Genomic DNA, 25,991 nt, shown 5'->3' with positions numbered 1-25,991 from the left:
GATAAGCGTTTAACGAAGTTCCCTATTTTTATGAACAAAATTAATCAACACGCCTGAGTTTTTATATTAAACTTTGAACAACTCTATATTTTATATGCTTCATCATTCTTTTTATTAAAGTCTCCTATGAAAAAATTTTTTATTTTCCATACCTATCACTTGAAAACGTATAATTATTCATGGTAAAAAAGATATAAGGATGGTGTTTCTATGGGCAACAATGACAAATCAGATAGTATATCGAAAAGGAAAGCAAAACATAAAAGGATTATTTTGCGCTTTGCTTTTATCACTCTTGGTGCTTTAATCATGGCTATTGGTCTTGAAAGAGTACTGATCCCCAATCATTTAATTGATGGCGGTGTTACGGGTATTGCTATGATGGCATCTCACATAACAGGCATATCTCTTGGTCTATTCCTCTTTTTATTCAACTTACCATTTCTCTATTTAGGGTATAAACAAATTGGCAAAAGTTTTGCTATTTCAGTAGCATATGGAATTGTCGTATTATCTCTTGCAACATCTTTTTTTCCACATGGACAAGTATTTACAAATGATACGCTTTTAGCAACCGTGCTCGGTGGGATTATGCTCGGCATAGGTGTTGGGATCGCTATTCGTGCTGGAGGCTGTTTGGATGGTAGCGAAACATTAGCTATTTTATTCAATAAAAAGCTACCATTCTCTGTTGGACAAATCATTTTATTCATGAATCTATTCATCTTAGGGAGTGCTGGATTTGTATTCGGCTTCGACCGTGCCATGTATTCTTTAATCGCTTACTTCATAGCTTTTAAAACAATTGATCTTGTGTCAGAAGGCTTCAACCAAACAAAGTCAATTTGGATTATTAGTGACCAAGCAGAAGAAATTGGTGAAGCCATTATGGATCGGTTAGGTCATGGGATTACTTATCTTAACGGTAGAGGTGGCTATTCAAAAGATGACAAACAAGTTATCTTCTGTGCCATTAACCGATTAGAAGAAGCAAAACTAAAATCCATTGTAGAAGACGTTGATCCAACGGCATTCTTGGCCTTCAGCAATATGACTGAAATTCTAGGTGGCAATTTTAAGAAAAAGGATATTCACTAACTTTATTCATAGCATGGGATTGTCCCAAAGATAAAAAAAGTATGCTAGGATCGCTTCTAGCATACTATTTTTTTTTGAGGTACAAAAAACACCCCATGTAGATTCCTATGAGAAACTGATAAAATAAACATTTCGCGAATTTGCTCATTTTTTCATAAATTTCACTCTTTTTTTCTTAAAATTCTATTGATTTATTTATATCTTACTGGTAAGATATAAATATAATAAAGATAAAGAAAGTGGGAATCCATATGACAGTTACAATTTATACTCAAACAAGCTGTACTTCGTCAAAAAAAGCTTTACAATGGCTACGGGACAATGATATATCTTATAAAGAAAAACGTATTACATCTGAACCTTTGACACTTTCAGAATTCAAACGCATCCTAAGCATGACTGAAGATGGTACCGATGAAATCATTTCAAAAAACTCTAAAGACTTTAAAAACTTAAATTGTGACATTGAACAACTGTCTATACAAGAACTGTATAGCATCATAAAAGATCATCCAAAAATGTTACGCAGCCCTATCCTTCTAGATGACAAGCGTCTTCAAGTTGGCTATAACGAAATGGACATTCGCCGCTTTATCCCACGAAAAGTCCGCGCTTATGAACTGTATGAAATGCAACGTTTATCATACGAAAGCTAATGATACATTTTGGAGATGAAAATTATGAATGAGGCAAGAAGAGAAAGTATCACTTCCCTTTTTGAAATCGTATCTTCGCTAGAAAGAAAATGGGCAAATGAGTGGAATAGTCACAATACAATAGGATTGTCTAAAACACATATATTCATACTTGATTTGCTTGATGCAGAAGGACCTATGCGTCCTTCTGCTCTAGCAGAAAAACTTCATGTTACGACAGGTGGAGTCACTGTACTTACTACTAAGTTGACAAAAGCAGGTTATATTAACAAAACACAAAACGAAACCGATCGCCGCGCTTCTCAACTTGAGATTACTGATACAGGACATGAACTTTTAAAAACCGCTCATGAACATATTACCAATATTGTTGATCGTATGTTTGGAATGCTCACAGAAGAAGAGATTGATTCTTTGCGATCTATTTTCTCTAAATGCTTACTTGGATAAGGCAAAAGAAAATCCTTGTTTTTATAAACCATGTGAAATTTTATTATTATATCTTTGTAAAAAGCAATTATTTAGAACAAAAAAGGCGTGCCTCCAAGATGCAAGAGTAGCTGTTTGAAAAATAAAAAAGTACAATTCGGTACTGCACCCCAGAAGTTAGAGTAAAAGACTTAACTTTTGGGGTGTTTTATATGACGAAATATAGCGATGAATGGTGCCTTTTTGCTTTTAATCAGATGTGTCCATTATCCAATTTTATCCATTTCAATATAGAGTATTAGCTGATTTCCGCTATGGCTTGCTTTCTTAGGCTGTGGGTTTGAGCCTCCCCTTTCGCTATGACCGGCATTTCAAGACTCATACTTTTCTCATAGGCCCTTGAATTGATTTCACTAATCAACAACCCACCATATGAAGGAGATCCTTATGCATCTTCGAGAAGTCGTCACTTTCCACTCTCAATTGAATATAAACATCTCCCCCAGCTATCATTGCAAAAAAGAAGTTATCCCTCAAAAAATCAAGAGACAACTCCTTCTTGTATTTTTATTCACAGCCAACAACCTCTGCATAGATTGTGTGTTGCAGTGATTAAATGAATTTCTAAGCTGGTAGTACGACTTCTGCTGATGTTGCATCAGACATCATAAGATCTTTTAAACGTTGTTTAGCGCGGAACAGACGAGACTTCACGGTTCCTATTGACACTTTCATCAATTCAGCAATTTCTACTAAAGAATATTGATTTACATAGAAATACAAAAGCGTATTGCGATAGATACTATCTAACTGGCTGATCTTATCTTGTACAATTTTAGAAATAACTTCTTGTTCCACCACTGTTTCAGTAGATGGGTCTTCATTGGGAACCAAATCTAATACTGGTACGTCTAATGTTTCAGGTTGACTCATCATATATTTGCTGCGGCGAACATTTTTTCGATAGCGATCACGAAAAGTATTCATACAAATAGTAGTAAGCCATGCTTTCACATGTTCAACTTCTGCAACATATGATTCATAACGGACAACCTTTACCCAAACTTCTTGCATTAAGTCTTCTGCCTCTGCACTATTGCGAGTCAGTTTCAAACATAAATGATATATGTAACGATTGTATTCTTCATAAACTTGTTCAAGTGTAGTTTTCATTTTTAACATCCTCCGGGTTTATCATCTTGCTTTGATAAACCTATTTTCGCAAAAACAAAGCTTTCACTCTATCGGATTAACTTTCAATTTTATTACATTCATGTAAGGTTTGTAAATGAAAGATGTAATATTCGTTTTATATGAATGATCTCAAGGGTTTTAAAGCCATCTGAGATTTACCCAATGCCATCTATATAGCATTGTTAGGAGGCAAAATTATTTTTAGCTAGTTTCCCCCAATTAAAATTATCACACATGTTGATTTTACAAAAATTAGGAATGCATATTTGGTACAATTTTCGAAAAACTCTGTATTTTTAAAACCATTTATATAGATCTTCGCCACGGCTTGCTCGACTCCTCGAAAATGCAAGCATTTCCTTCGTGCGGTGTGATTCGAGGAAGTCCATTCAATGTCCCGCGGGAAAAGCGAATAGAGACCCCGCAGCGTAGCGATTGAAGGAACGGAATTGTAGTGCGCCACGTCCTGTGGCAACGACTCCGTGACCAACATCCTGTTGCCCCCAGCGTTCGCCCGCATGAGTCGTGCAAGCCTTCGCTGCAATCAACAAATTCTTCCTGCTTTTATGGGCAAAATCGGATAATCAACACGCCTTGCGTATTTATATTTTTTTCAAAATAATCCTTCATCTGAAATCAATAATTTATCTACATTTTTATCATAAAGCAATAAAAAATGTATAAAGAAGCAATTTATTTAAAATAAGCTATCGCCTCTATGTTACCTGACACTGTTTGGATTACTGTATCCAAATTCACTTTATCGGTTGTTTTGTAATGGTCAATTTGGTAATTCGGTTATCATCTACCTCATTGACAACGATATGAAGATTTTCAAAATCAAACGATTCACCTGTTTCAGGAATATGCAGGCTTTGTTCAAGCACAAATCCGCCAACTGTTTCGTGATCTTGAGGAATATGAACATGGAAGATTTCATTGGCTTCTTCGATCTCTAATCGACCGTGACATACTAGCTTATCTCCTGTTAATTCGTAAACTAATGACTTTTCTTCTTCATCCGACTCGTCTTCGATTTCTAGACCGATCATTTCTTCAATTATGTCTTCATGTGAAACGATTCCAAGTGTACCGCCATACTCATCTAATACAATCGCTAAATGTTTCTTTTGTGTAAGCATCATCGTAAATACCTTTTCAACACTCACAGTGGAAACGACAAATAAGGGTTCTGTATCCACGAAATCAACCAGTTTTTTTGATGGATCTAATGACCATTCTACGAATTTTTTTGAATAAAACATCCCCACTATATTATCTAAACTTTCTTCATAAACTGGATAGCGAGTAAACGAATACTCTAAAATCGTATTTCTTACCTCGTCATATGTAGCGTCAACTGTTAAACCAATAACATCCGTACGATGTGTACTCATTACATCTGATACATCTTTGTCTGGAAAATCCAACATTTCCTTCAATCGATCAGATTCACTTTCATCAAATGTACCTTCTGTTGACGCAACATCAACAATTCCTCTTAATTCTTCTTTTGTTAAAGTCGCTTTAGTCACTGCCCCATTTGAAATAATACGGATAAATATATTCGTAAAGCGCTGCAAAATCCAAGTAATTGGCGTAAAGATTTTGACGCATAATGCAATAATCGGCGCTACTACGTAGGCAAGTCGATCAGCAAATGTAACAGCAATCGTCTTCGGCAATACTTCACCAAATACGATAATAATAATCGTTAAAATCGTCGTAGCCACTGAAACTTTCCAACCATGACGCAAGGCAATAATCGTCAATAATGTCGGCATCAAAATGTTCACTGTATTATTGATAATTAATATCGTCGTGATCATACGATCCTGTTGAGCAATTAAAAGGTTGAGTTTTTGAGACATACGATCCCCTTGGTTTGCCCGCAATTGGATCTTCATCCTACTGATAGCTGTTAGAGCTGTTTCACTTCCCGAAGAGAAAAATGAGATGAGCAAACAGATGATTAACCCGAAAAATTCCAACTATATTCCTCCCAAAAGACTGTTCTTCCGCACAAAATATATACTTTATAATATACCATATTTTAACGATTCCTGTGTTTCAGAGGGCTGCACTTTCTCAATAAAAAGCTGGCTGTGATATAATAATTCTATTATCGAAATACTGAAATGAGGGATTTGAGTGAGTCAATTGGAAGCATTAGATACTTACTTTACTACACATCGTGATCAACAACTCGAAGAAATGAAACAATTTTTATCTATCCCAAGCATCAGTTCTTTATCTGAACATAAAGAAGATATGAAAAAAGCCGCTGCTTTCCTTGGGAACTCCATGAAAAATGCTGGACTAGAAAATATGAAAATCCATGAAACAGCAGGGCATCCAGTTGTAACAGCCAATTGGTTACATGCTGAGGGCAAGCCAACTGTTTTAGTTTATGGTCACTATGATGTCCAACCAGTAGATCCTATCGAATTATGGGATAGTGATCCTTTTAAACCTGAGATCCGTGACAATATTTTATATGCACGTGGATCAAGCGATGATAAAGGACAAGTGTTCATGCATGTAAAAGTCATTGAAGGCTTCATGAAAGAAAATGGTACATTACCTGTCAACATAAAATTCTTAATTGAAGGCGAAGAAGAAATCGGCAGCGTACATCTTCCTGCATTTGTTGAAGCACACAAAGATGAACTTGCTACAGACCTAGTATTGATCTCAGATACAAGCCTTTATGCACCAGGGCGTCCAGCTGTATGTTATGCATTACGTGGATTAACAGGTGTTCAAATTGATGTTCGTGCTGCAAAGGGAGACCTTCATTCAGGTATTTATGGCGGTGGTGTTCAAAATCCTATACATGCTCTAGCCGATATTCTTTCATCATTCCACGATGAGCATGGCTCTATTGCAGTAGAAGGCTTCTATGATAAGGTTCGTCCGATTACAGCTGCTGAAAAAGCGGCTTATGAAGCCTTAGATTTTGACGAAGAAAGCATTAAAAAAGAAGCCGGTGTAAAAGAATTATATGGTGAAGAAGGCTATACGTATCTTGAACGAACTTGGGCTCGTCCAACTTTAGAAGTAAACGGCGTGTTTGGTGGCTTTTCTGGTGAAGGGATTAAAACGGTTCTTCCCGCAACTGCTGGCGCTAAAATTACTTGCCGCTTAGTTCCAGATCAAGATCCTGAAGAAATCGTAGAACAATTACGTGCGCATATTGAAAAACATAAACCAGCAGGTGTCGATATCACAGTGACTGATTTTGATAAAGGAAAACCTTTTATCACACCACTTGACCACCCTTACATCCAAGCTGCTGGCCGCTCCTATGAAACACAATATCATGTGAAAACAGCCTATATTCGTGCCGGTGGATCCATCCCGATCGTTGCTACATTTGATGAAATTTTAGGCGTACCCGTCATTATGATGGGCTTTGCTTTATCAACTGAAAACTTCCATGCACCAAACGAACATTTTCATTTAGAAAACTTTGATAAAGGCCTTCGGGTTGTTAGTAATTATTATGATGAAATCGCTAATTTACCAAAATAATTAGTTCACCATTATAGCTTGTGATTTATGATTAAACATCGACCACGACTTTTGGTGCAGATCCAACTATAATGCAAAACTTTAAGATCGTCTAAAAAGGAAAAAAGTACAATTCAGGATAGAGCAACAATCTGAATTGTACTTTTGCTTTTTCAACGGTGAAACACCAACTATATTAATTTTTGACCTAAATTAAGGTGAACAATTACAGATTTCGGGTGACATCGTTGAACACTGATTACACTATATTTATTTCTTTAAAGCGAATGATCACTGATGAAATTATTCTTTTTCTCCAAAGAAGGTAACGATTTCTTCAGCAGATTTACGTGGTTTTTCGTGAGGAATCGTATCAAAATAACCGAATTGAAGCATGCTGATAATTCGTTCTTCTGGTTTTACACCTAATGATGCACGGAATTTTGGATGATCAATCCAGTTTGGTGTTTTCCAGCATGCACCAATCCCCTCATCCCACGCTAACAACTGTATATTTTGAATAAAGCTGCTAGCCGCTGCAAAATCTTCATAACGTTCTTTTTGGCGAACATCCTGAGGTACAATGACAAATGCATAAGCCCCTGGTGTAGCGAATTTTTGCATTTTTTTCGCAAGCACTTCTTCAGAAAGTTCTTTCCACTCTGGTACTGCATATTCGCGAATCAGCTCTTTTACAGCATCTAAGCCCGCATCACATGCCAAGATGATACGCCAAGGCTGACGGTTGCCATGATTTGGCGCCCATACTGCTGTGTTAATGATTTCTATTAAATCTTCACGATCTACTGGCTGACCGTTGAATAATTTTATAGAACGACGTCCACGAATTGCTTCTTTAACTGTTAAAGATTGTTCACTCATTATCATCACTCCTATAAAACGAACATAATTTTATGGTGAATATACTTGTATGTATATTATCTTTCTTCACCTTACCACAATCCGTCTAAAATATAAAAAAAGAACACCGTCACCTTGTTTAAATTACATCTATTTGAAAGAAATAATATTTTATATTTGGCGTATATGCACTTGAATCTTCATATGTCCATAATCGATGATAACTATTTGTCGTATGTGCATTCACATATGGTACCCCTTTAACAATACTAGTGATGATTAATGAATGATTGATTCTTCCATCCCCATCAAAATCGATAAAGATTAGATCACCTAAACGTAGCTCACTGACACTTGAAACCCTCTTCCCGACTAACCCTTTTTTAGAAGTTTCCACATACCAGCGAAGTGCATTCGAAGTAGTCCAGCTATAACTCCAGGTGCCTCCTTTCAACCACCAGCCTTTTGCACGATTGGGTGCACCTGTCATTGGTGCCCCTCCTGCTAACAAACATTGCGAGATAAAATTGGTACAATCATCATCAAATTTTGGAAATGCAGGATTGAAGTTGTTCCACCAACGATTAGCATAGTCAACAGCCGCTTGCCTATTGTACATAGTCCATAACCTCCTGTAGTTACCTTATGTTTGGACAGCTCCGATTGATACTTTTTCTAAAGATTAGCAACAAACTAATTATATTTACCGTAATGAAGTGACCAAAATCACATATTTTTTGGTACAATTAGAACAACTAACTTTATATATCTCTTATTTTTGTTCGAAAGGATGTTTGAATTGACTCAGCACGCTGAAAAAGAGATTGTTGACACAACATTACTATGCGATAAAAAAGGCAACTTGAATCCTGCTGCTATCGGTTACGCTAGAAAGCCTATCATTCAATGTAATTTAAAGGGTCATTTCATGCGCAAGAAAAAGTGGAATTATTGGTGTATATTTGGTGATGATATTATGTTTTCGGCAACCATTAGTCACCTAGATTATGTAGCAGTTTGTTTTGTTTATTTCTTAGAATATGAAACCCAGAGGTATTTTGAAAAAACGGTGACAATCCCTCTTGGTAGTAGGTTGAAGATGCCCGAGAATGTTTTAGAAACGATCTCGCTTACTAATAATGATCTGAAACTTCAAATACTGTATTCCCAAGGAGAAACACAAATGACGGTGACAATACCCGATTTTGATGATGATCTCTTGCATGCTGACTTAACCATTAAACATCCACAGGAAGATGAGTCACTAAATGTTGTTATTCCGTGGAACCGCCAAACTTTCCAATTTACAGCCAAGCATCATTCTCTTCCTGCAAGTGGATATGTGAAAATTGGAGATAAACGCTATAGCTTTCATGAAGAAGATTGTTTTGCAGTTCTCGACTATGGACGAGGTGTATGGCCCCGACAAGCCATTTGGAATTGGGGAATGGCATCGCAACGTTACGGTAATCATCGTATTGGTTTAAACTTCGGTGGTCAATGGACAGATGGAACAGGCATGACTGAAAACGCTATTTTTATTGATGGCAAGATGAAAAAGATCCATGAAGATGTCATCTTTAAATATAATAATAAAAACTTCATGCAGCCTTGGTATATTCAAACAAAATTCACACATGATGTACATCTTACATTTACACCATTTTTTGAACGTGAAGCGACAACGGATATAAAACTCATAAAATCTACTGTTCACCAAATGGTAGGCTACTATAATGGCCGCATCCGTTTAGAAAATGACCGATATATCCCTATTCAGCAATTACTTGGAACAATAGAAGAGCATATTGCAAAATGGTAATATAATATGAAACTTTCCCCCAGTGTATTCCCTTTACTACTGGATGTTAGTTGAAACGATTAGATTTTTATTGATAGTTGCTCCCTTCTCTTATTGTATGTTTTAAAGGAGAAGCTCGCTGTCTGTTTATACACGACAGGATCAAATGAAACTTCTATACATCAGTAAAAGAGCATAGAATATTGGTTCAATGCCATTCTACGCTCTTTCTTTTTCACATAATGTAGCAGAAGTATTACTTTTTCAGATCAGATTATCCTGCCTTTGTCTTGCACACTAAGCAGCATGAAATAGGATAGATGAACCATCCCCTCTTAGCTGATGCTTGAAGTAGTAAAATACTTTTTAGATTCTTATAAAAAACTAATTTTTATTCATTAATATCCTTTATTTTCAAAAAAGCTTTCTATTACCCTTGTCCATTTTAACATTCATATCTTTTGCTAAATGCGTGACGATATAATAGCTCTGGATAATCCGTAAATACAGCATCTACTCCCATACTCTCTAAAAAGTCATAATCCTCCGGTGTATTGACGGTGTATACTCGCACTTTATTTCCAGCTTTTATCGCTTTCTTCGCAGATTCACGCTTAGCAGCAACGAGTGAAATATGAAGGGCATTTGTACCAAGCATTTGTCCATACGCATCAAGATTCACTAAAATCTTCATAAATAATGCACCGACTTCATTGTAGGCCGCTTTTTCGAGAACTCTTTCTACGATTTCGTGGTCAAATGATGAAAATAATACACGCTCCATCATATCATGTGACTTCACTGTTTCGATCACATCATCTTCAAGACCGGGGTATTCGAAGACATCTGTTTTCAATTCAATATTGATCATATGATGTGTCGTTCTGAAAACATCAAGCACTTCATCAAGTGTAGGTATTTTTTCGCCTGCAAATTGCTCGCCTTTCCATATGCCAAAATCATAGGAACGAATCTCTTCAAACGTCATATCCCGAATATAGCCTTTGCCATTTGATGTGCGATCTATTTTTTCATCATGATTAATGACTAAGACACCATCTTTTGTACGCTGAACATCTAATTCAACACCGTAAATTGGCATTTTAGCTGCTTCTCTAAATGCAAGTAATGTATTTTCCGGATAGGTACCTGATGCGCCACGATGCGCAAATATATTCATCTGATTTTCCTCCAGCGATTTTTTTACTTATCACTTTTATCCTACCGCTCTGGCAGCTTTTAAACAATGTTAAACTTCATTTAAATGAGTAATAAGCGTATAGTTATTAATAATCACCCTATGAGTAAGGGAGGCCAAATTGATGACACGACATCCTGATTTTAAAGAAGAAGAGCAGCATTTAGCTTATACAAAATATTATATGCAAAAATTATTAGAAGAATCAAAACAAGATGTACAAAATGCACAAGCAAATATTCGGACTGCAATGGCTGACTTAGACTATTTAGATTCAAGTCTAAGCTATCAAAATATCTTAACAAATGCTCGTTTCTTTGATATGGCGAAAAATCAACGTGAAGGATTAGAAGCGATCCGTCAGAAGCCTTATTTTGCACGTATCCATTTTCAAAAAGAAAACGAACCTGCTGAAAAACTATATATTGGAAAAACATCACTCTTTGATCGTGAAACGCAAGAACCCATTATCGTTGATTGGCGCTCTCCAGTAGCGAACGTCTATTATGATGGACGACTTGGTGATTTAACATATAAAGTAAATGGTGAGGAACATGAGGGGCACCTTTTTTCCAAGCGACAATACAAAATTGAAAAGGGTCGTTTACTTGAGATCCGTGATATCGACCTCACGGCAAATGATGAGCTGTTACAAGAAGCTTTAGCTGGGAAGGCGGATGTTCGCTTAACAGAAATCGTCTCAACGATTCAAGCAGAGCAAAATGAGGTCATACGTGCACATTTGAAGCAGCCTATCCTTGTTCAGGGTGCTGCTGGTAGTGGTAAAACAACGATTGCCCTACATAGGATTTCGTATTTCTTATACACAATGGGAGAACACTTCCGAGCACAAGATTTAATGATTTTAGCCCCAAACAAATTATTTATCGATTATATCGCGGATGTATTACCAGAACTTGGCGTTGGACAAATTTGTCAAACAACCTTTGCCGAATATGTACAAAATGCTACCCATATCAAACTGAAGCTCCAAGATCCAAACAAACAACTCGAAGACATCTTACAACAAGATGAAATTGATGAAACAATGCTATGGGTATCTAAAATGAAAGGAACACTTGAATATCGAGATATTATGGCACGATATATTGCCAAAATGGAACGTGAAATAGCAGATCAATTTGAAGATATTTTCATTGAAAAATATCGCATTTTAAAAGCCTCTCATTTGCGTAGACTATTTCTCGAAGATTACAATTATTTACCTTTAGAAAAAAGGCTAGCCAAAATTCGTTCCGTCATGCAAAATCATGTTCGTCAAAAACGTAAGCAAATCCTTTATACGCTCAAAAAACGCTATGATGCTGTTTTAGATAAAGCATTATTTGGTATCCATGATGATGCAAAACGAAAAGAAGTTGTAACAAAATGGATTGATGAACGTGACGAAAGGCTCCCCGCCGTTGAAAAGGAATCAAAAACCGTTGTGACACGCTATATGAAACGCTTTGAAAAATATAAAATTAAAGCACTTTATCGCGAATTTTTGACAAATAGAGTTTTACAAGAAGAATTAGCACCTGAATGGTCAGAGGAAAAGCATAATCAGTTTGAGGAAGTTCACAAGAAAGAGGTGTGGGCTTTAGAGGATTTGGCCGCAATTTTTTATTTACACGCCAAGATTAAGGGGATAAAAGATGAATGGAAGATGAAGGTCGTCTTCATCGATGAAGTGCAGGATTATAGTTTATTCCAATTGGCTGCCTTAAAGGAAGGTCTCGAAACAGATATGTTCACAATGGTTGGTGACCTTGCACAAGGTATTCATAGCTATCGTTCATTGACAGACTGGGCTCCTGTACGTGAACTCTTTCCAAGAGCTAGCTATAAAACCTTACAAAAAAGCTATCGGACGACCATTGAAATCATGGCAGTTGCTAATAATATTTTAGCAAAAATGGATGATCATTTACCTTTAGTAGAACCTGTTGTTCGTCATGGAGAAGACCCTACTTTTCATAAAATGGAAAACTTTGATGTGGCGAAAATCGTTGAAATTTATGAACAAATTCGAGCTAAAGGTCATCGTTCAATTGCTCTTATTTGTAAAACAACAGACGAGGTCAAAAAAGCAACAAAAGCATTGCAAAAAACAAAGATAAAAATACAAACATTATCAGAGGCATCCGAAATCGACCAAGAGGCTCTTCTTATCATTCCAAGCCATCTCGCCAAAGGTCTTGAATTTGATGCTGTTATCATTGCGACTATAGATCAACCATTCCGAGATACACCTATTGACCGCAAACTTTTATATGTAGCATTGACCCGTGCCATGCATGAGTTGCATTTGTTGGCTCCTAAGAAAGAAGACCTGTTATTAAAATCTTAAAAGAAAACTTCAAAGCATGATATTTTCTTTATACCCACGCTGAACATTAGTCGAAACCAATCTGATTTGGCAAACAGTGAATCCCCCTTATCCCCTACTTTTTGCTAAAATCTATAGTTGGAATCCTGCTGTCTGCTCGTTAATGTACGTAAAAAAACATGGAAACATCCAACTTCATGATGTTTCCATGTTTTTTACCTTCGATAAGAAATAGGATAATAACGCTTTTTTTGACTATCTAGCTTACTTAAATTTCGTCTTACCATTTTGCTTAGAATTTGACTAATCAAGCTCTTGTGTAACACTTCTACTTTTTGTAATGCGGGTAGTCTCATTAAAATCCCTCCTAAAAGTAAATGGCATCTACTTCTATAATATGTCTTTCCTTTAAAGGTATATACATAAATTAGGAATTATTTTGAAATTACATTTAATCACGTTTATTAAAATACTTCTATCTCTATTTTAATACTACAGCTTTTTTTATCAACTTAAATTTTCCATAATGACTGATCTCATCCGCCTTTTTCCATGCACAATTCGTTACTTCTCATCCCTTTTACTAACAAGTTAATGTGGGGTAAATTTTGTATACTTTTCACGTTCTTGTGAAATAATCTACTTGATGTATTGGTGTAAATCCTGCTTTTTTGTATACACTAAGTGCATCCTTATTATCGATTTCGACTTCTAATAGCACTTTTGGTTGATGTCTTGCATATGCATCATTTTTTACCCATTGTAAAACACTTGAACCGATTCCTTGACCACGAAGGGACTGTTTTACGGTAAACGCTGTAACCCAAATACCCATATCGTTTTCTACTAGCGAAACAGTGGCGACAATTTGTTGGTCGAGTTCTATTATGTACAGCGTACGTCCTTGGACAGTCGTATTAATAGAGATGAGTTCTTCTGTTTCATATGGCATATCCCCAAAGCCATCTTGCATTAACTGAATGAATTGATCCTTGTCTTCCTCTTTAAATGTTCGAACAAAAATGTTTTTAGTAAGATCACTATTTTCTGGAACCGCTTGTAATGTTGCTTCTGAAGAATTGTATGCGTATCCTGTTTGATGTAAAAATTGGTGTCCTATTTCGTCTGTGAATGACAAAGCCATGTCTCCTAAAGCACCTCGTTCTTTTAAAGAGTTTTGTAAACCTTGGACAAGTGCGGAGCCGATTCCCCGTCTACGAACATCGGGATGCACAACGATGCTCCATTCATAAGTATTAAGTCCAAATAAGTCATAGGCAACCAAAAATCCTAAAAGCTCATCTTGTTCACTATATGCTAAGATAACAAAACCTGTGTTTCTATCATCTTTCCAATCCTTCGTATTCATTAAAAAAGAAACATCTTGTTCATCTCTTGTATTCGCCATTTTTATTAGATCTTCCATTTCTTGAATGGTTAAATGATCAATTGGAAAAGAAGCGCTCATTAAAAAGATATTCATCCATAAGTCCTCCATTTTGTAATCGTTTTGAAATATAAATGATATAAAAATATTATTTTCTCCTACTTTTAATCCTAAAACTAAAGGTTTAGAATAACGCTCTGGAGGATGAAATAATGACTAAGAAAAGATTAACCTGGGTCGATGCGACAAAAGGTTTTTTAATGATATTAGTAGTAATTGGACATTATCCAAAACCAGAACAATTGGACCACCCTTTACTAACATACATTTACTGGTTTCATATGCCCGCTTTTTTTGTTCTCAGCGGTTTATTTTTTAGACCAGCAGACTCTAATATCAGCATGTGGCAATCCATAAAAAAACGATCTATACAATTATTAGTCCCATATATTTTCTTTATATTCATCATAACATGTTTACGCTATGTACTAGCCTTTATAAATGGGACCGTAGATTTTGACTATTATAAACATGATTTACTTACAATCCTTTTTGGCGGACGCTTTGCTCGAGGGTCCTATGGAGTTATTTGGTTTATCACGACCTTATTCTTTACGTATATTGCCTTCTTATTTGTGACACGCTATTTAAATCGAGTAAATCAAATTCTGTTCCTTATGTTATGTTATATACTTGCCGAACTTGAAAGCTTCTATGTGGTGTATGTTATTGGTGGCAATGTAGATGAAGCATCTCAAACAATATTAGTACCTTGGGATTTAGATGTTGTGCTGATTGCAATCGTTTATTTTGCAATCGGCTACTATGCAAAAGAGATTTTCTTACATGTCCGCTTTCCACTATGGATTACTTGTATAGCCATCACGTTAATGGCCATGCGGTTAACTTGGAATGAGGAATTAGACTATCATCTTAGTATGAAGTTTATTCTTTATAGTCATCCCATATTGGATTTAGCTCTTCCAATGGCATTCTTACTTGTCATTTTTGGATTTTTCCAATTGATAACAAAATATATTCGCTTTAAGATATTAGAGTTTATCGAAATGCACTCTATAGCCATCATGTATCTGCATATATCAGTAGATAAGTTTATGAATGATTTCATTGAATATGGGTTGTTTGGGTATACACTGATTTGCCTAATCATCCCACTGATTATCTCTGTTATCGTACAACGTTTTTTGCCTTATGTCTCTCCATTAATGGGGAATTTCCGATCCAAAAAATGGGCAAAATCCTGAAAGCCGTTTATTTTTAGCAGATATCGTTGCTATTTTTCAGTTGGCTATTCACAAAACAACTCATTTAACTTTCACCACAATAAAACTTATTTCAAAAAGAAAAGATACAATTCAACGTCGATCTGAATTGTATCTTTTCTTTTTCAACATTTCATGATTTCATTTTGTCCATAACAATTTCCTTTACCGACTGGCTTCCGCTACGGATCGTTCGCTTTCCTACTGACAAGTGCTGAACTGCTTCAGGCAATAAGTGATGATTCGCATTATAAAGTGGACTGCTGCAACATTTGATAGAATATTCCTTTCTCAGCGATTAATTTTTCTCTCATTCCGGACTCTACTAGCTTTCCTTCTTCCATAACAAGGATAAGATCAGCTGTTCTTACTGTATTTAAACGATGCGCGATCACTAAACTTGTGCGATCTTTCATTAATCGCTCTAATGCTTCTTGAATGGCTAATTCGGTTACTGTATCAATACTGCTCGTCGCCTCATCTAGCAATAAGATAGACGGATTGACCACTAGTGCTCTAGCAATAGATAATAATTGCTTTTGCCCTTGACTAATTTCGCCTCCATCTGCCGTTAAAAAGGTATCATAACCATTTGGCAACGACATGATAAAATCATGCGCATTCGCCTTTTTAGCTGCATCCATGATCTCCTTATCTGTTGCTTGTAATTGACCATATCGGATATTGTCTTTAACGGTCGCCTCAAATAAAAAAGGTTCTTGAAGAACAAAAGCCATTTGACTACGTAAATTTTGACGAGACATTGTTTGAATTGGACGATCATCGATTAAAATTTTCCCTTGTTGGCTATCATAAAAACGAGCGAGCAGCTGCATAATTGTTGTTTTACCAGCCCCCGTAGAACCAACTAAGGCAGCTGTTTGACCCTTTTGGATATGGAAGTTAATGTGCGAAATGGTTGGCGCATCTTCTTTTACATCATATCGAAAAGATACATCCTCAAATTTAACATCACCTTGTATTGTGTGCTTCGCTTCATTTTTCCCTTGATCTTGTTCTTCTTCTTCATCCATGATGGCAAATACACGTTCTGCTCCAGCAATAGCAGACAATACATTATTAAATTGATTGGACAAATCATTTAAAGGTCTTGTAAATTGTCGAGTATATTCTGCAAATACAACAATTGTCCCAATAGAAACATAACCCTTTAACGCGAGTAATCCTCCTACTCCTGCAACAATAGCAAAACTTGAATTATTCAATAGGTTCATCGTTTTAGGAATCGCTCCCGAATAAACATTTGCCCAATAACCAACTCTGCGTAAATAACCACTTTTCTCTGTAAATTCATCAATCATCCGCTGCTCTTGAGAAAAAGCCTTCACGACTCTTTGACCGGAAATGGTTTCCTCAATCATGCCATTCAGTGCGCCTAACGCTTGCTGCTGAGTTTTAAATAACTTTCCTGTTCGTCTTGTAATCCAACGAGTAGAAATAAACATGATCGGGATGATCAACATTGTTAAAAATGTGAGAAATGGACTCATCGTCAGCATAACTACAACCGTCCCAACTAATGTTAGAACACTTGAAAATACTTGTATAAACGTACTATTTAAAGTCGAGCTAATATTATCCATATCATTCGTCATCCGACTCATTAATTCACCATGTTGTCTTTTATCAAAAAAGGCAATTGGTAATTGTTGTAGCTTTGAAAATAGTCCTGTCCGCATTTGGTAGACTGTATGTTGTGCGATCCCAATCATCCAATAGTTTTGCAAAAATATTGAAATGGATAGCCCCATATAGATAAATACTAGACCGAAAATCATTTCCTTTAAGCCTGCATATTCTCCTTTCATCATATGATCATCAATAATCTTACCGATTAAATATGGACCTAATAGTGACAAAATAGAACTCAAAATGACCATTAATAGTACGATGACTAGCAAACCTCGTTGCTCATCAACAATTTTCCAAATACGTCCTAATACTTTTCGCCAATTACTTGCTCGTGCACCTTTTTTCTTTTTTGAAGACTTAATATCTTCCTTCGTTAGAACAGGTTCATATACATATGATTGAAGCCATGATTTAATCATCACTCTTTTCCCCCAGATCTGCTTGAGATTGCGCAATTCTTTGATATAAAGTGGAACTTGTCATCAATTCATCATGCGTTCCACATGCAGAAAGAACACCATTTTCTAACAATATAATTTGATCAGCATCTTTTGCTGTTTGGATCTTCTGTGTCACAACAAGCATGGTCGCCCGTTCATCAGCTAATGCATCCCATAATGCAGACTCCGTTTTTATATCCAAAGCGCTTGTACTATCATCAAAAAGAAGAAACTCAGGCTTGCGCAAGATTGCCCTTGCAATTGATAATCTTTGCTTTTGACCTCCAGACAAGTTGACACCTTTCTGTCCTACACGTGTTTGATAACTATTTGGAAAATGCATGACAGAATCATGAATCTGTGCTTGTTTTGTTGCCGTCATCACTTCCTCAAGCGTTGCATCCGTTTTTCCCCATGTAATATTGTCAAAAATGGTTCCTGTAAATAACAGTGCACGTTGAGGCACATAGCCAATTATCTGACGGAGTTTTTCTACATTCCATTTCTTCAAATCTAACCCATCTACTAAGATACGTCCTTCTTCAACTTCATAAAAGTTTGTAATCAGTTGTAACAACGTAGATTTTCCTGAACCTGTTGCGCCCATAATGGCCACTTTTTCACCTTGCTTACAAGTAAACGAAATATTCTTCAATACATACCGATCCGTTCGTGGATATTGAAAAGAAACATTTTCAAATACGAGCTCGCCCTTTTTACTTGGTACTTCTATTTGAGGATGTAAAATAACATTCTCTACCCCATCCTCGATCAACAATATTTCTTCCATGCGATCGGCTGATGCTTTTGCCCGAGAAAATAAAGTAATAATAAAGGCAAACATTGAAAAAGATCCTGTTATACGCATGGTATAGTTTACAATTGCCGCAATATCACCAATTTGTGTTTGTTCTTTTTGAATTTGTCCTGCTCCAAACCATAGAATAACCAACATCGCCAAGTTCATGACAATTAGTAAAATAGGTTGAATATATTCCATTAAACGCAAAGCACTAGAAGTATCCTTCTTTAATGCATTTGCCACCTTTTCAAAACGACTAGCTTCATATAACCCTCGTAAATAAGCCTTCACTAGCCGCATTGCTTGTAAATTCTCTTGGATCATTCGATTAACACGGTCCACTCTCCGTTGTACGGCTGAAAATTGGACAATACTCTTTTTGACCATCATCAACATAAAAATTGCGAGGAATGGTAGCACGATCCCTAAATAGATAGCCAATGATGCATCCACATAAAATGCCATGATTAAACTCCCCAGAACAACTAATGGAGCTCGAAGCATAATCCGCAAACTCATAAAAAATACTTGCTGCACTTGAGATACATCATTGGTCAGCCGCGTGATTAAACTCGCAGAAGGGAAGCGCAGAAAAGTGGTCATTGTAAATGATTGGATTTTTTGAAACAATGCATTACGTAGATCATATGCAAAGTTTTGCGCTGCATATCCTGCAAAAAAGGAATTACTGATTCCAGCAAGAAAAGCCAGCAATGCCAATAACATCATGATAGAGCCCCAGAGCCAAATGGTATGACTGTCTTTTTCAACAATGCCATCATCAATAATCTTTCGAATTAATAATGGTTGTGTCAGTTCGACAGTAAGCTCCACTAGCATAAGTATAAAAGCTATACTAGCAGATACTTTATATGTTTTTATGTATTGGAATATCGTTTTCAATAGAAAGCCCCTTTCTATTCAAAATGTATCATATGATCTAATTATTCCATAGTTATTCGTCTTCAAAATAGATAAACCTTATTTCCCCCTCATCCATTATAAAAAGAGTACAGGATAGCCCATAACAGCACACCTGTACTTATACACTGATGCATTGGAATCAACTAGAATTATTAGGAATTGACCGCTATCTACTATCTACATCTTTTCAAACATGTTGATTATCCAATTTTTTTCACAAAATATAGTGTATTCGCTGATTGCAGCGAAGATCTCATAGATGGAGATAAAATACATGTTTTATAGAATTATGCTAAATTTGTCACCTATTTTTTCCTAATCAACACGCCTGACATCTTTTACTTTTTGTTGGCGATTTCCTTCGATAGATAACCATGTTACACAAACTAGCATGACCACCACGCCGATTGCTTGCCACAAAGCAAGTGTTTCACCAAACCAAAAAATAGATATGACCATAGCTGTTAATGGCTCCATACTTGATAAAATACTTGTCTCAACTGGTGATATATATTTCATACTCCCCAAAAATAAAACAAAAGCAATTGTTCCAAAAAATATAATCCCTACTAACATGCCAGCAACCACTGGATCTAAAAGGATGTACCATAAATTAGAGCCCAAAACATTCGTAGCTGTCCCTAGTATGACGCCACCTATCAACATTCCCCACCCTATTACAAGCAGTACTCCCCACTCTTTCATCAAAATACCGGGATACAAAGTATAAAAGGCAAATGTTATACCAACACCTACTCCCCACGCAAGTGCTTCTTTACTAACGAGTAGATTCGCCATCGATGCATTAGTCAGCAGCAAAAACAAACCAACTAAAGTCCCTAATATACCAAAAACCTGGTACTTTGGCGGCAACATTTTATTGGAAAACGACACGAATAAAACAACAAAAATAGGGGCTAAAAATTGTAATAGAGTGGCCAATACTGCACTACTAGCATTGATTGCTGCTACAAACGTATATTGAACACCTAACACGCCAAACACGCCAAAAGTAATAAGCTTTTTCCACCATACAGGATATTTCCAAATCGTTAGTACATCTTTTTTAGTGACAATCAAATATGCTAACAATAATAATCCAGCAAAAAATAAGCGAATTGTTAACATAAATGGTACGGTCAAACCGCTATGAGACAGCACCCATTCCATCATCGGACCAGTGGCGCCCCAAAGCATTGCGCCTGATATAATCATCACAATTCCTTTCATTCTATATGACGTATTACTCAACACGAATCCCTTCTTTATGAACATATATTACTGTATTTATCAAAAAAATTTATGACACATTATTAATTTTATATTCTTATGTCCTAAAAAAATATTTTTCACTTTACTCTCTATTACTAATGACTTATCACTTTCTATTTACTATAATAATAATATAGAAAATTCAAGGAGACGTAGAATTCATGAATGATATTCAAACAATTTTTCAAGCTGCAAATCCTGTATTAAACCAAACACCATATCCTATGATGATTTTGAATGCTGAAGGTATAGTTGTTGCTTGGAACCGACAAGCAGAAAAGACATTCGGCTATGCTTCGGAAGAAATAATCGGAAATTTTACTCCCTTTATAGAAAAAGAAAAAGAAAATTTTTATAAGGGTCTATGGCAAAAAATTATTCACTCCGTCGATTCAATACAACTCGATTCCATGGCTTTGCATACTAAAAAAGGGGAAAGCATGAATGTCCCTATTATATTTAAATCATTTACAATTGAAAATAGTCGTTTCGTTTATTGTCAATTTTTATTGATTTCGGCAGAACAAAGAGAAATCGTATCCTTTAATGAGTTTTCAAGCATCCGAGAAGGTTTAGAATCCTCTTTTATGATGCTCTCTATCGATCAAGAAGGATTAATTACATATGCGAATGATTTATTTCTGAAATATAGCAATTGGACACCAAAACGAATAATTGGAAAAAGCTTCTGGCAAATGTTTCCTCAAGCCGCAGATGGCTCATCTATAGCTGATGTTATTTGGAAAGACTTACAAAACGGAAAACAATGGAAAGGTGAAGTTGAAAAAATTACGAAAGATGGTCAATCCTATTGGGTAGACCTGATCGCAATTCCAATTTATACTTCTGCAAAAGTACTTTCCAGCTTTCTAACATTAGAGAACGATATTACCGAAAAAAAGAGATTACAGAATCGACTCGAAAAAATCGCTTATATCGATCAAGAAACTGGACTTATGAACCGTTATCGTTTGGAACAAATTGTGAATAAAATGATTTCAAACAATCAACATTTTACTTTTGTCTATTTTAGCATCGATAAATTTTACTCCTTAAAAGAGCTATATGACAATCAAGCTGAAAAAATAATATTCCAAGAATTCACGCAAAGAATGAAGATGTATTTCCAAGATAGTTCCATGGCCCGTGTAAATATCAATGAGTTTGTTGTGCTAACACCACTTGGTGAATGGTTTATCCAAGGTTTTTTAACATACTTAAAACAGCACCCAATATACGTAAATAACACCATTCTCCCGCTTTCAATAAGTGGTGGAATCACAAAATATCCAGATGATCAAATTTCCTTTACACATTTGATGAAAGCCTCACATGCTACGATTCAAAAAGTGCAAGCTGAAGGCGGCGGCAGCATTGTCAGCCTAACAAAAGCTGATCACAAAGCTTTACATACAAAATCAATCATTGAAAAAAGACTGCTTGTTGCATTAGATAAAAAAGATTTAAAAGTCTTATATCAACCACAGTTGGACTTAAAAACAGGAAAAATTACAACTGTAGAAGCTTTAGTTCGTTGGGATGATGAAGAAATTGGAACTGTTGCACCGGATGTTTTAATCCCTATTGCAGAAGAAACGGGATTAATCAATGATATTGGTTCTTTTATGCTAGAAAATGCGTGTCAACAGGCTGCTGAATGGTACAAAAAGGGAATCGATATAAAGGTTAGCATCAATTCATCTGTTAGGGAATTCCGCGATAAAAATATGGTCAAACAGATACGCAAAATCCTTGAAGAAACTGGTTGCCCTGCAAAATTACTTCGTATTGAAATAACAGAAAAATTTGCATTAGAGGCTGAGGCAGAAGCTTCCATTATTAAACAAATGAAGCAATTACAAAATGATGGGATCTCGTTTGTGCTTGATGATTTTGGTACTGGCTATGCATCATTCCGCTATATGCAGTTGTTACCATTATCTCAAATCAAAATTGACCAAACATTTGTCTCTTCTATTCAATATCAACCAAAAAGTCAAAAATTGGTCCAAGGAATTATACAATTTGTAAAATCACTTAATATGCGTGTCCTTGCAGAAGGTGTTGAAACACAAGAACAACAAGATCTTCTCGCCGAATACGATTGTGATGCCATTCAAGGGTTCCATGTAAGCCACCCAATCGAAGCATCAGAAGTCGAAAAATTACTATAATTAAAAACAGATCTATCCGAAAAGCCAAAAGGTACAATTCATCAGCATCGATTTGATGATGGATTGTACCTTTTGCATTTTCAATTCTATGTCAAATATTTGGCAAAGGAATGAGGAAAATTCGCTGACTCTTTCTGTTCCTCCCTTTTCCAATACCTAACGGAACAACAAAATTTTAAACAAACCTCCGCTTATTTATGAAGAGACCTTTGCCAATCTTGCCTTTCTTTTACGTATTGCATTAAAAATCAATTGCATAAATACTTCAGCAAACACTAACCCCATAACAATGGCTCCTGAAATGATAAATACTCTTGCACCATATTGAATACTTTTTGCATAATCATTCTCTACGATTGTTCTCATCGCATTATAGGCAAGCCCTCCTGGAACTAGAGGAATAATTCCAGCCACACTAAATACAATCATCGGTGTTTTGAATTGTCGTGCAAGCATATGCGCAACAATTGAAATGACAAAAGCGCCTATAAATGACGCAAACACTTCATCTACACCTTGGCGAATAAAGGCATAATAAATCATCCATCCAGTCATACCAACTAATCCACAATGAAACAATGTTCTTTTAGGCGCATTAAAAATAACACCAAATGCTGCCGTCGCTAGAAAACTTAGAACACCTTGAACGATCCAATCCATAAAACTCCTCCTAAAATGACAATACAAGAGCTATACCAGCACCAATAGCAAAGGCAGTTAGAAGTGACTCCATTCCTTTTGCAACACCCGAAACAAAATGCCCCGCCATTAAATCACGTACAGCATTCGCTATTGGCAGACCAGGAACTAACGGCATAACCGAGCCAATGATGATTTTATCAAGCTGATAGCCTAAGCCTGCCTGATACACCAAAACAGAAAGTAAACCCACAAATAACGAGCCCGTAAATTCAGCAAAAAATTTTACTTTTGTTAAAAAGTGCATCGCTAAAAAAATGAGATATCCAACTCCACCGATTACTATAGCATATGGAACATCATTCCATATGCCATTAAACATAATTAAAAAGCAGCCACTGGCAATTGCCGAAGCTAAAACTTGTACCCAAATCGGAAAAAACAGATTGGTATGCTCGATTCTTATCAATTCTTGATAAGCTTCTTCGAGCGTAATTGCACCCGCTGTTAATTTCCTAGAGACCGAATTAATAAAGGCAATCTTTTCTAAATCCGTTGTACGACTCGAAATTTGCGCAATCCTTGTAGGTCTTTTATGACCAGCAGAAAATATAATGCCAGTAGGTGTAACAAAACTTTGAGCATCCGTTAATCCTTGAGAACTTGCCATTCTTAGCATCGTATCTTCTGCTCGATACGTTTCTGCACCACTTTGGATTAACAAACGCCCTGCGAGAAGAAAACAATCAATCGCTAATTCTTCTTGTGTGGTTTCAATCATTTTCCCTCTCACCTCCAACATAAATTTAATTTTTTTGAAAACTTTTTAATAAAAATGTAATTTTTTAAAATTTCTTGCTTTTTTTTGATGTCAAATAAGTTAGAATAGAGTCATCAAGTATAAAGGAGGCCGTTGGAAAGTGGCTACTATTCATCTTAAGAAGAAACATCGTTGGGTTGATCTTATATTAATAGGTTCCGCCCTAACATTGACCGCCCTTATTATTTTTCTAGTTAATGCAAGAGATAAAGATATCTCTTCCAATGATTCTGAAAATATTGCATTAGCGACACCATCAGACGCTGTGAAAGTTGTGAAAGAAAAAACAAAATATAACGGTATACATACAATTACTGAGAAATCATCCGATAAAAAGGCGCCCTATACACTCCAATATCCTAGTACATCAAGTAAAGCATTCAACCAATCTGTAACAGATACTATACATACAGTACGTGATCAATACTTAAAGGATATGGAAAAATTACTCCATAAGGACGACAAGCTTGCTGGCAGTCTAACGATTTCATACAAAACGATCGTACATAAAAAAAATTACTACTCATTTGTTTTAACACAATCCATATACAATGGTACAGACTCTAAACAAAAAAGTATAAAAACTTTTACGTATGATCAAAAAAATAAAAAGCAAATCTTGCTCCAAGATATAATTCCATCTCAAAAAAATTTGACTCCATTATCACAAGCCGTCAAAAAAGAGATGAGTAAAGATACAGAACTAAAAAAATTGATGAAAACGGTCGTTATTCAAGAATCGACTCAACCTATTTGGACAAATTTTGCCAAATATTCTCTATCCGACAAAACATTTACCGTTTACTATGATGGTCGCGCATTATCTAAAAATATAGTCGAAATTAAGGCGGTTCATATTCCTTTATCTTCTATTAATAACATACTTGCACAGCCATATAAAGTAGAAATCAAAAAATCGGTTAAGAAAAAGCCGACAAAATTTGTAGCGCTAACATTTGACGATGGACCAAGCGATTCTGTAACACCCAAAGTATTAAAAATATTAAAAAAACATCATGCAAAGGCAACTTTTTTTATGGTTGGCACTCAAGTGAATGCGCATCCAAAAACAGCTCAACAAGTTTACGATGCAGGACATGAAATTGGCAATCATTCCTATTCACATGCTGATTTAAAGCGACTTTCAAATGCAAAAATTAAAAGTCAAATATCCAGAACAAATAAGGCCATCAAAAAAGCAACCGGTCATAATCCAACCGTCTTTAGACCTCCCTATGGATCATGTGACAAAAGAGTTCGAGAACAAACAAAACTACCTGTTATTTTATGGAATGTCGATACAAGAGATTGGGAGCATCGTAATGCACACAAACTACTAGCCTATGTTAAACACTATACTTATCCTGGAGCTATTATTTTAATGCATGATATCCATATGCCGACTGCGAATGGGCTCGATGCAGTTCTTACTTATCTCGAAAAAGAAGGATATACATTTGTTACGGCTTCCGAACTTAATAAGATGAAAAAGGAAAAATAAAAAGGGCATTCTAA

22 protein-coding genes are annotated in these 25,991 nt (G+C 35.9%); 9 read left to right on the top strand and 13 right to left on the bottom strand.

Features of this window, described 5'->3' with window-relative positions; all coding sequences use genetic code 11:
- The first annotated feature begins 210 nt into the window (after positions 1-210).
- The 3 genes from FEZ13_RS12055 to FEZ13_RS12045 all read left to right on the top strand — a co-directional run bounded on the left by FEZ13_RS12055 (position 211) and on the right by FEZ13_RS12045 (position 2,204).
- Positions 211-1,098 (top strand): YitT family protein, encoded by an 888-nt coding sequence (locus FEZ13_RS12055; RefSeq protein WP_146550264.1) that lies wholly within the window; start codon positions 211-213, stop codon positions 1,096-1,098.
- Between the two features lie 251 nt (positions 1,099-1,349).
- Positions 1,350-1,754 (top strand): transcriptional regulator Spx, encoded by a 405-nt coding sequence (gene spx / locus FEZ13_RS12050; RefSeq protein ID WP_146550265.1) that lies wholly within the window; start codon positions 1,350-1,352, stop codon positions 1,752-1,754.
- A 24-nt stretch (positions 1,755-1,778) separates the two neighbouring features.
- On the top strand, positions 1,779-2,204 hold the full coding sequence (locus FEZ13_RS12045) for a MarR family winged helix-turn-helix transcriptional regulator (protein WP_146552911.1): 426 nt from the start codon (positions 1,779-1,781) through the stop codon (positions 2,202-2,204).
- A gap of 603 nt (positions 2,205-2,807) precedes the next feature.
- Here the strand turns inward: FEZ13_RS12045 and FEZ13_RS12040 are convergent.
- The 3 genes from FEZ13_RS12040 to FEZ13_RS12035 all read right to left on the bottom strand — a co-directional run bounded on the left by FEZ13_RS12040 (position 2,808) and on the right by FEZ13_RS12035 (position 5,368).
- Positions 2,808-3,356, bottom strand: coding sequence for an RNA polymerase sigma factor (locus FEZ13_RS12040; RefSeq protein ID WP_146550267.1), 549 nt, complete (start codon positions 3,354-3,356; stop codon positions 2,808-2,810).
- 410 nt (positions 3,357-3,766) lie between these two features.
- Positions 3,767-3,925 carry a hypothetical protein gene (locus tag FEZ13_RS19585; protein WP_186725897.1) on the bottom strand — a complete coding sequence of 53 codons (159 nt, stop codon included), beginning with the start codon at positions 3,923-3,925 and terminating at the stop codon, positions 3,767-3,769.
- A gap of 207 nt (positions 3,926-4,132) precedes the next feature.
- Positions 4,133-5,368 carry a hemolysin family protein gene (locus FEZ13_RS12035; protein ID WP_146552910.1) on the bottom strand — a complete coding sequence of 412 codons (1,236 nt, stop codon included), beginning with the start codon at positions 5,366-5,368 and terminating at the stop codon, positions 4,133-4,135.
- A 160-nt stretch (positions 5,369-5,528) separates the two neighbouring features.
- Here FEZ13_RS12035 and FEZ13_RS12030 point away from each other — a divergent pair, with 160 nt between their 5' ends.
- Positions 5,529-6,911, top strand: a complete 1,383-nt coding sequence (locus FEZ13_RS12030) for a dipeptidase (RefSeq protein WP_146552909.1) — start codon at positions 5,529-5,531, stop codon at positions 6,909-6,911.
- 282 nt (positions 6,912-7,193) lie between these two features.
- Here the strand turns inward: FEZ13_RS12030 and FEZ13_RS12025 are convergent, their stop codons facing one another.
- Both FEZ13_RS12025 and FEZ13_RS12020 read right to left on the bottom strand, forming a co-directional pair.
- Complete coding sequence (locus FEZ13_RS12025) at positions 7,194-7,772, bottom strand: nitroreductase family protein (protein WP_146552908.1); 579 nt, start codon at positions 7,770-7,772, stop codon at positions 7,194-7,196.
- A gap of 118 nt (positions 7,773-7,890) precedes the next feature.
- Positions 7,891-8,370 (bottom strand): amidase domain-containing protein, encoded by a 480-nt coding sequence (locus tag FEZ13_RS12020; RefSeq protein ID WP_146550271.1) that lies wholly within the window; start codon positions 8,368-8,370, stop codon positions 7,891-7,893.
- A gap of 180 nt (positions 8,371-8,550) precedes the next feature.
- Between FEZ13_RS12020 and FEZ13_RS12015 the strand changes: the two genes are divergently transcribed.
- Entirely contained in the window at positions 8,551-9,573 is a 1,023-nt protein-coding gene (locus FEZ13_RS12015) for a DUF2804 domain-containing protein (RefSeq protein ID WP_146552907.1), read from the top strand.
- A gap of 424 nt (positions 9,574-9,997) precedes the next feature.
- Here the strand turns inward: FEZ13_RS12015 and FEZ13_RS12010 are convergent, their stop codons facing one another.
- Positions 9,998-10,732, bottom strand: a complete 735-nt coding sequence (locus FEZ13_RS12010) for a glycerophosphodiester phosphodiesterase (RefSeq protein ID WP_146550277.1) — start codon at positions 10,730-10,732, stop codon at positions 9,998-10,000.
- A gap of 139 nt (positions 10,733-10,871) precedes the next feature.
- Between FEZ13_RS12010 and helD the strand changes: the two genes are divergently transcribed.
- Positions 10,872-13,103, top strand: coding sequence for an RNA polymerase recycling motor HelD (gene helD / locus FEZ13_RS12005; protein ID WP_186725896.1), 2,232 nt, complete (start codon positions 10,872-10,874; stop codon positions 13,101-13,103).
- 194 nt (positions 13,104-13,297) lie between these two features.
- Here helD and FEZ13_RS19580 read toward each other — a convergent pair whose 3' ends face one another.
- Both FEZ13_RS19580 and FEZ13_RS12000 read right to left on the bottom strand, forming a co-directional pair.
- Complete coding sequence (locus FEZ13_RS19580; RefSeq protein ID WP_186725895.1) at positions 13,298-13,438, bottom strand: hypothetical protein; 141 nt, start codon at positions 13,436-13,438, stop codon at positions 13,298-13,300.
- A 263-nt stretch (positions 13,439-13,701) separates the two neighbouring features.
- Positions 13,702-14,565, bottom strand: coding sequence for a GNAT family N-acetyltransferase (locus tag FEZ13_RS12000; protein ID WP_186725894.1), 864 nt, complete (start codon positions 14,563-14,565; stop codon positions 13,702-13,704).
- Between the two features lie 116 nt (positions 14,566-14,681).
- Here FEZ13_RS12000 and FEZ13_RS11995 point away from each other — a divergent pair, with 116 nt between their 5' ends.
- The gene (locus FEZ13_RS11995; protein WP_146552904.1) at positions 14,682-15,734 is read left to right on the top strand and encodes an acyltransferase family protein; all 1,053 of its coding nucleotides are present in this window, start codon (positions 14,682-14,684) and stop codon (positions 15,732-15,734) included.
- Between the two features lie 266 nt (positions 15,735-16,000).
- On the opposite strand, the gene FEZ13_RS11990 is transcribed toward FEZ13_RS11995, so the two are convergent.
- From FEZ13_RS11990 to FEZ13_RS11980, 3 genes are all read right to left on the bottom strand, one after another.
- Entirely contained in the window at positions 16,001-17,824 is a 1,824-nt protein-coding gene (locus FEZ13_RS11990; protein WP_186725893.1) for an ABC transporter ATP-binding protein, read from the bottom strand.
- Complete coding sequence (locus FEZ13_RS11985; protein WP_146552903.1) at positions 17,817-19,550, bottom strand: ABC transporter ATP-binding protein; 1,734 nt, start codon at positions 19,548-19,550, stop codon at positions 17,817-17,819. Before FEZ13_RS11985 ends, FEZ13_RS11990 begins: the two co-directional genes overlap by 8 nt.
- 336 nt (positions 19,551-19,886) lie before the next feature.
- Positions 19,887-20,801 carry a DMT family transporter gene (locus tag FEZ13_RS11980; protein WP_255473174.1) on the bottom strand — a complete coding sequence of 305 codons (915 nt, stop codon included), beginning with the start codon at positions 20,799-20,801 and terminating at the stop codon, positions 19,887-19,889.
- A gap of 203 nt (positions 20,802-21,004) precedes the next feature.
- Between FEZ13_RS11980 and FEZ13_RS11975 the strand changes: the two genes are divergently transcribed.
- On the top strand, positions 21,005-23,017 hold the full coding sequence (locus FEZ13_RS11975; RefSeq protein ID WP_146552901.1) for a bifunctional diguanylate cyclase/phosphodiesterase: 2,013 nt from the start codon (positions 21,005-21,007) through the stop codon (positions 23,015-23,017).
- A 195-nt stretch (positions 23,018-23,212) separates the two neighbouring features.
- Here FEZ13_RS11975 and FEZ13_RS11970 read toward each other — a convergent pair whose 3' ends face one another.
- Together FEZ13_RS11970 and FEZ13_RS11965 are read right to left on the bottom strand one after the other, a co-directional pair.
- Positions 23,213-23,677, bottom strand: coding sequence for a threonine/serine exporter family protein (locus tag FEZ13_RS11970; protein ID WP_146550283.1), 465 nt, complete (start codon positions 23,675-23,677; stop codon positions 23,213-23,215).
- Positions 23,678-23,687: 10 nt separating this feature from the next.
- The gene (locus FEZ13_RS11965; protein WP_146552900.1) at positions 23,688-24,437 is read right to left on the bottom strand and encodes a threonine/serine exporter family protein; all 750 of its coding nucleotides are present in this window, start codon (positions 24,435-24,437) and stop codon (positions 23,688-23,690) included.
- A gap of 139 nt (positions 24,438-24,576) precedes the next feature.
- Here FEZ13_RS11965 and FEZ13_RS11960 point away from each other — a divergent pair, with 139 nt between their 5' ends.
- Positions 24,577-25,977, top strand: a complete 1,401-nt coding sequence (locus FEZ13_RS11960) for a polysaccharide deacetylase family protein (protein WP_146552899.1) — start codon at positions 24,577-24,579, stop codon at positions 25,975-25,977.
- The last annotated feature ends 14 nt before the right edge of the window (positions 25,978-25,991 follow it).

The organism is Rummeliibacillus sp. SL167 (assembly GCF_007896505.1).
Taxonomy (GTDB): domain Bacteria; phylum Bacillota; class Bacilli; order Bacillales_A; family Planococcaceae; genus Rummeliibacillus; species Rummeliibacillus suwonensis.
The sequence above is the reverse complement of the archived record's forward strand: the minus strand, read 5'-3'. Positions and strand labels throughout refer to the sequence as shown.